Origin of the sequence: Sphingobium cupriresistens LL01 (assembly GCF_001046645.1) — a bacterium.
Taxonomy (GTDB): Bacteria; Pseudomonadota; Alphaproteobacteria; order Sphingomonadales; family Sphingomonadaceae; genus Sphingobium; species Sphingobium cupriresistens.
Genome location: NZ_KQ130436.1, coordinates 474,496 through 480,728 on the forward strand (window position 1 = coordinate 474,496; position 6,233 = coordinate 480,728).

At 59.2% G+C, this 6,233-nt stretch carries 5 protein-coding genes; 4 read left to right on the plus strand and 1 reads right to left on the minus strand.

Going from position 1 to position 6,233, the window contains the following annotated elements; genetic code table 11:
* Positions 1-61 precede the first annotated feature (61 nt).
* The 4 genes from V473_RS18775 to V473_RS23090 all read left to right on the plus strand — a co-directional run bounded on the left by V473_RS18775 (position 62) and on the right by V473_RS23090 (position 5,121).
* Positions 62-1,189: a hypothetical protein gene (locus V473_RS18775; protein WP_066608637.1), complete on the plus strand. Its 1,128-nt coding sequence runs from the start codon at positions 62-64 to the stop codon at positions 1,187-1,189.
* Between the two features lie 95 nt (positions 1,190-1,284).
* Positions 1,285-2,423 (plus strand): IS3 family transposase gene (locus V473_RS18785; RefSeq protein ID WP_148648459.1). Its coding sequence is split into 2 segments (ribosomal slippage): positions 1,285-1,552 and positions 1,552-2,423, totalling 1,140 coding nucleotides; the frame shifts between segments, so codons are not numbered across the junction.
* A gap of 144 nt (positions 2,424-2,567) precedes the next feature.
* On the plus strand, positions 2,568-3,755 hold the full coding sequence (locus V473_RS18790; protein ID WP_066608639.1) for a DUF5624 domain-containing protein: 1,188 nt from the start codon (positions 2,568-2,570) through the stop codon (positions 3,753-3,755).
* A gap of 185 nt (positions 3,756-3,940) precedes the next feature.
* Positions 3,941-5,121 (plus strand): IS3 family transposase gene (locus tag V473_RS23090; protein ID WP_408021518.1). Its coding sequence is split into 2 segments (ribosomal slippage): positions 3,941-4,199 and positions 4,199-5,121, totalling 1,182 coding nucleotides; the frame shifts between segments, so codons are not numbered across the junction.
* Here the strand turns inward: V473_RS23090 and V473_RS23095 are convergent.
* Positions 5,081-6,144, minus strand: a protein-coding gene (locus V473_RS23095) for an IS630 family transposase (RefSeq protein WP_148648355.1) whose coding sequence is annotated in 2 segments (ribosomal slippage) — positions 5,081-5,650 and positions 5,653-6,144 — 1,062 coding nt in all. Because the reading frame shifts where the segments join, the coding sequence is not laid out codon by codon here. The two genes, V473_RS23090 and V473_RS23095, sit on opposite strands and share 41 nt — an antisense overlap.
* Positions 6,145-6,233 lie beyond the last annotated feature (89 nt).

Sequence of the window (6,233 nt, forward strand, 5' to 3'; positions counted from 1 at the left end):
GGTGTAATCCGGGGCCGCCCCATCGAGATATTTTGAACGTGATGGAAAAGGAATGGGCTTAATGCAGCAGGACAGCGATTTTCTGTCGCCTGGGGCGAAAATCCTCACGGTTCACCAGCGTCTCGCAACATCGGGCGCCCGGTGCGCGCATATCTTCATGATCGGAACCACCGTGAATCTTGTCGTGCCGCAACTGGCCAGGGACATTCCCGGTCAGGCGCCGCACATGAACGCTGGCGACTCCGACGTGGAAGCAATTCTCTATCGCTGGAACGAAGGGCAGTTTATCGAGCACAGCCGCCTGCCCTGTCCGGGTGGCGAGGACGCGCTGTGCTTCCAGAACGATGAAGGCACCTATCTCGCCTTCGCCAATCTGCGCACGGGCAGCGGCCCCTATCAGCCCAACACCAACTCGCTGATCTATCGCGAGGTTGACGGGGCATGGCGGCTCGATGAGGCTGTGCCCAGTTTCGCGGCAAAGCAGTGGCATCATTTCTCGCTCGATGGCAGGGAATTTCTCGCCTTGGCGCAAGGCCTGACCATTCCCCATCTTTCGCCCGAAGGCCATGGCCGGTCGGTCCTGTTCGAACGGATCGATGGCAAGTGGGAAGAATTCCAGGTTTTGGGCGGACGCTGGGGGTATAATTGGTGCGACTTCGTGGTCGATGGCCACTACTTCCTTGCCTATGCCGATCATGTCTCGCCCAGCATCATCTATCGCTGGGACGGATCGCGCTTCGTGCCCTACCAGTCTTTCGGTGAACAGACAGGCCGCGCCTTCCTTCATTTCCGACGCGACGGGGCCGACTGGCTCGCCTTTGCCGCCATCGGAGGGGTGTCGACGCTTTATCGCTGGAATGGTGAATTGTTCGTCGCGCACCAATCGCTCGGTGGCGCGGGTGGTCGTGAGTTTGAATTAATCGACAGCGAACATGGCCTGTTCCTGGTTCGGATATGCTTTATCGAAGGCACGCCTGCCGACCCCAAGACCGACCTTAAGTCGCAGCTTTTCAAATGGGTCGATGGGACATTCGAACTGGTCGAGGAATTTCCGAGCTTCGGCGGCACTGACTCCAGCTATTTCCAGGCCGACGGGAAGGATTTCCTGGCCGTCTCCGACAGTTTGACGCCCGATGTCCGATACCGGCAGGACATGGTCATCTATGCGCTGTCTCTCGACCGCGCCTGAAGGACAAAACAGAGGTGGCCTGGGAAATCTGGACATTGAGATGAGTGGATTTTCTGCCTGACGGCGGCCAGGATGGCCGCGTGACAGGAGTAGAAATGAGCAAACGACCACGCCGGAATCACAGCCCGGCTTTCAAGGCGAAGGTAGCATTGGCTGCCGTGAAGGGGGAGAAGACGCTGGCCGAGTTGGCGCAGCAGTTTGACGTGCACCCAAACCAGATCACGACGTGGCGTAGCCAGTTGCTGGAGGGCGCGGCCGGGGTATTTGATTCGGACAATGCGTCGGCAACGGCCGAGCCGGCGATTGACGTGAAGACGCTGCACGCCAAGATCGGCGAGTTGACGCTGGCGAACGATTTTTTGGCCGGCGCGCTCGGGAAGGCCGGTCTGTTGCCGAGCGCAAAGCGATGATCGATCGTTCGCACAGTTTGCCGTTGGCGCGGCAGGCGCGGGAACTGGGGATCAGCCGGGGCAGCGTCTATTACCTGCCCAGACCGGTTTCGGAGGCTGATCTGGCGATCATGCGGCGCATCGACGAGTTGCACCTGGAATTTCCGTTCGCAGGCAGTCGCATGCTGCGCGATCTACTGCGGCAGGAAGGCATGAAGATCGGCCGCCAGCATGTAGCTACGCTGATGAAGAAGATGGCGATCGAGGCGATTTACCGCCGCCCGAACACTTCAAAGCCGACGCCGGGGCACAAGGTATATCCCTATTTGCTGCGCAAGCTGGCGATCGTACGGCCCAATCAGGTATGGGCGACCGACATCAGTTACATTCCGATGGCGAAGGGGTTCGTCTATCTCGTGGCTATCGTCGACTGGTTCAGCCGCAAGGTCCTGGCCTGGCGGGTGTCGATCACGATGGAAGCCGACTTCTGTGTCGAGGCACTGGAGGAAGCTCTGGCGCGCTTCGGCAAACCGGAGATCTTGAACACCGATCAGGGCAGCCAATTTACGAGCATGGCCTTCACCAGCGTGTTGCTCCGCGAAGAAATCGCCATCAGCATGGACGGTCGGGGCGCATGGCGCGACAATGTGATGGTCGAGCGCCTGTGGCGCTCGGTGAAATACGAAGAGGTTTATCTGCACGCCTACGGCGGGGTCAGCGAAGCCCGATCATCGATCGGTCGGTATCTGAGCTTCTACAATAGTAGGAGGCCGCATTCGAGCCTTGCTGCCAAGACGCCGGACCAGACCTATTTTGACAACCTGCCCATGTTGATGGCAGCTTGAATTTGGCCGCCGATATGGGGCGTCACTCTGGTCGGCTACGCCCTCCCGACATGACGCCCCATATCGGCAGTTCGATGAAACCGGCAGACGATCCACTTAACCGTTGCAGATCCCTGTTCAAATCAACCCGGCCACCTCTAAACCATGCGCTACGAAACACACCCCGAATTCAAGATGCTATTTGAATTATTCACTTCCACACCGAACAGCATTGGAACGCAACTTCAGCGCCGGTTGGGCGCGGCGCATGCGGACGACCCTCTGCTTGTTGCGACCGGGAGCGACCTCGTGCTGTTCCCCGGATCCGGCCAGCCTCCCGTGACCGAGAGCTTTCGGCTATCGACCCGCGGGTTCTTCGAACTGACCGGCGTTTCGCATCTTGGCATCGCTATCCCTTATCTGGCCCGGTTGCGCGAGGCGGGCTTTGCCGGATGGGAGTCCCACGCGCGCGCGCTGATCACGCAATGTCACAGCGTCCGGCATGTCAATAGCATCGCCTATTGGCGCGATACGGTTGCGGTCGAAGCCTGGGCCGGCCTAGAAGATAAGATCACGGACTTGATCGACTATAGCTGCGCCGTCACCGCCGACTATCTGGAAAGGTCATTGGCGGATCCGACGCTATTTGATTTCGAATATATGCGCGCCAACCTGCTGGAAGGTGACGGCCCTGACGCCTTACCGGTGCCCTTGAACGACATGATGGCGGCCACGTTCGCCCTGGTCTTTCTCGACACGGGTTACCGGATCATAAATTGGCTGCACGCACAGAATATTCGGTGGGAACGGCTGATGGTCATGATCAGTGGGCGAGCGGGTCGGCCCACCGCAGGCGTCACTTGGCAGACGAACAGCATGTGCCATCTGCTCTATCAGGCATCGGCCCGAAAGTTGAACCCCGAACGGCTGTTGATCGCTCCGCATGCGCCCGGTCTCGTCTTGAGAGAACTGGCAAGCCCTGAATTTTGTGCCCGTGCGGAAGCGGATTATCGTCACATCTGGTACAGTTCTCTTTCTTCGGTGGAAATGAGTCGGCTGATGTGGCCCGACTATCCAGCCTTCACAAAAGCGGTCGAAGCGGCGCCGGTGGTCGATCCGGAAACCCGAACCGTTACCGAAATTCCCATGGTCCGTTCAGTCCACGATCGGCGGGCGATCATATCGCGCCTTCGGCATGTGATGGAAGATCCCGCGCAACAAATTGCCATGGCCGGGTCTCAGTTCATGATCGATCAACTCTGCGCCAACGGCAATCGCCCCGAACTGGTCGAAATTCCGGGCTTTACGCATATTCATTATCCCAAGGGATACGCACAGCGATATGCATCCTGACGATAGAATATCACTTTCGAAACTTCAAGCTGCCTGATTGCACGTAAGCGTGGTAATTGTTGACGTGCTCCCCAAAGTTCCTCCACTCATAAGTAGAGTCCGGGGTTGTCATGGTGCTGACGTTGACGTGCTCCCCGGAAACTCCTCCAGTTTGATGTAGAGTCCACTTCGAGAAGGAGTGCGACGTGAAGAAGAGCAGATTCACCGATGAACAGGTCATCGCGATTTTGCGGGAGCAGGAAGCCGGATCGACGACGGCGGACGTGTGTCACAAGCACGGCGTGAGCACCGCTACGTTCTACAAGTGGAAGGCGACCTATGGCTGCATGGACGTGTCGCAGGCGCGTAAGCTGAAGGTGCTGGAGGAAGAGAATGGTCGGCTGAAGCGCCTGCTGGCGGACGCGATGCTCGACAATGCGGTGCTGAAGGAAGTTACCTCAAAAAACTGGTGAAGCCTGCCGCTCAGCGCAAGGCCGTCGAACATGTTCGGCAGGCCTTCGCGATCAGCGAGCGTCGGGCCTGTGCCATCCTGTCTGTGGATCGGACGTCGATGCGCTATGCGCATCGGCGATCTGATGATGGCGACCTGCGGTCGCGGCTTTGCGAGATTGCGCTGGAACGACGCCGGTTCGGCTATCGGCGGCTGGGGATCATGCTGGCGCGTGAAGGCATGGTGATGAACCACAAGAAGCTACTCCGGCTGTATCGTGAGGAGAACTTGCGCGTGCGGCGACGACGCGGTCGCAAGCGAGCCATGGGCACGCGGGCCCCCATGACGTTGCCGCAAGCGCCCAACCAGCGCTGGAGCCTGGACTTCGTCAGCGATACATTGGTCTGCGGCCGGCGGTTCCGCATGCTTGCCGTGGTCGACGACTTCACACGCGAGTGCCTGGCGCTGGTAGCGGACACGTCGCTGTCAGGCGCCCGTGTCGGTCGGGAGCTTGATGCCATCATCGCGGTTCGCGGCAGGCCGTTGATGATCGTCAGCGACAATGGCACCGAACTGACCAGTCTGGCGATCCTGCGGTGGACCCAGGACCGCCGCATCGAGTGGCATTACATCGCGCCCGGCAAGCCGCAGCAGAACGGCTTTGTCGAAAGCTTCGATGGTCGCTTACGCGACGAGTGCCTCAACGAGACGCTGTTCGCATCGCTCGGCCATGCCCGCTCGGTGCTGAAAAACTGGCGCGACGACTACAACCATGTGCGGCCGCATAGCGGGATAGGCGGGCTGACGCCCACCGATGCTGCCAGGCGGCTTGTGCAACCCTGCCCGGATGGGCACCATGACAACCCCGGACTTTACTTATACCAACCTGCATTGATCACGACCCACGTGCCCATTTGCGGCGTCCAATTGTCATGATGCGCCAGGGCTGATCGATCAGCCTGTTCCAGGCTTCGCAGCAAAGGTCGACGATGTTGTCGTGGGACGTGAAGATGCGGTTGGATAGCCAGTTATCGCGCATGAACTGCCAGATATTTTCGACCGGGTTGAGTTCAGGACATTTTGGCGGCAGCGGAACGATGCTGATATTATCGGGTACTTCTAGCTTCCCGGTCATGTGCCATCCGGCCTGATCCATCAGCAGCACGCCGTGGGCACCTGGTTCGACAGCGAGCGATATCTCCGCTAGGTGCAGCGACATGGTCTGGGTATTACAGAAGGGCAGGACCAAGCCAGCGCCCTTGCCAAGCTCAGGGCAGATAGCGCCGAAGATGTAGGCTGATTTGGTCCTCTGATCCTTGGGCGCTGAAGGCCGGGTGCCGCGCCTTGCCCAGCGGCGGGTGATCTTGTTTTTCTGGCCGATACGGGCCTCGTCCTGGAACCATACCTCTATGGGCGTGTCGCGCGGGAGGGCGGCCTTGATCTTTGCCAGCTCGGCTGCAAAGCCCCCTTTTTGAAGTCTTCCATCGCATATTTATTCTGGGCATGGTGACGTGGGCGTGCCGTCAATTTGACATAGCCCAGCTTTTTCAATTCTCGCCCTACGGTCGTTTCCGTCAGAGAAACCCCAAATTCGTCATGAAGCCACCGCGCCAGGTCGATCAGCCGCCAACGCACAACTCCATGGATCGCTGGTATCGGTCCACTTTCAACCACCTCCGCGAGCGCTTGGCGCTGGATATCATTCAGCAAGGGCGGCTTGCCTGGGGCCTTGCCGTCAAGGAGACCGGCTGGACCTCGGGCGTTGAACCGCACCACCCAATCCCGCACGATCTGCAGGGTCACTCCGCCGATGCGCGCGGCATCGCTGCGGTTCGCGCCATCATAGATTTCCGCCAAAGCTAGCAGTCGGCGTCCTTGGTTCGCGCTCTTCGTCGTCCGCGCCAGTCGCCTCAAGCCCGCTGCATCATAGTCGTCTCGCAATCCAATCGCTGCACCCATGACAATGCCCTCCAACCCGAAGACATAGATTCATAGTTTCGCCGCTTTGGGAATCCCCCACGTGAGTCAGCATCACGGACGGATGGTAT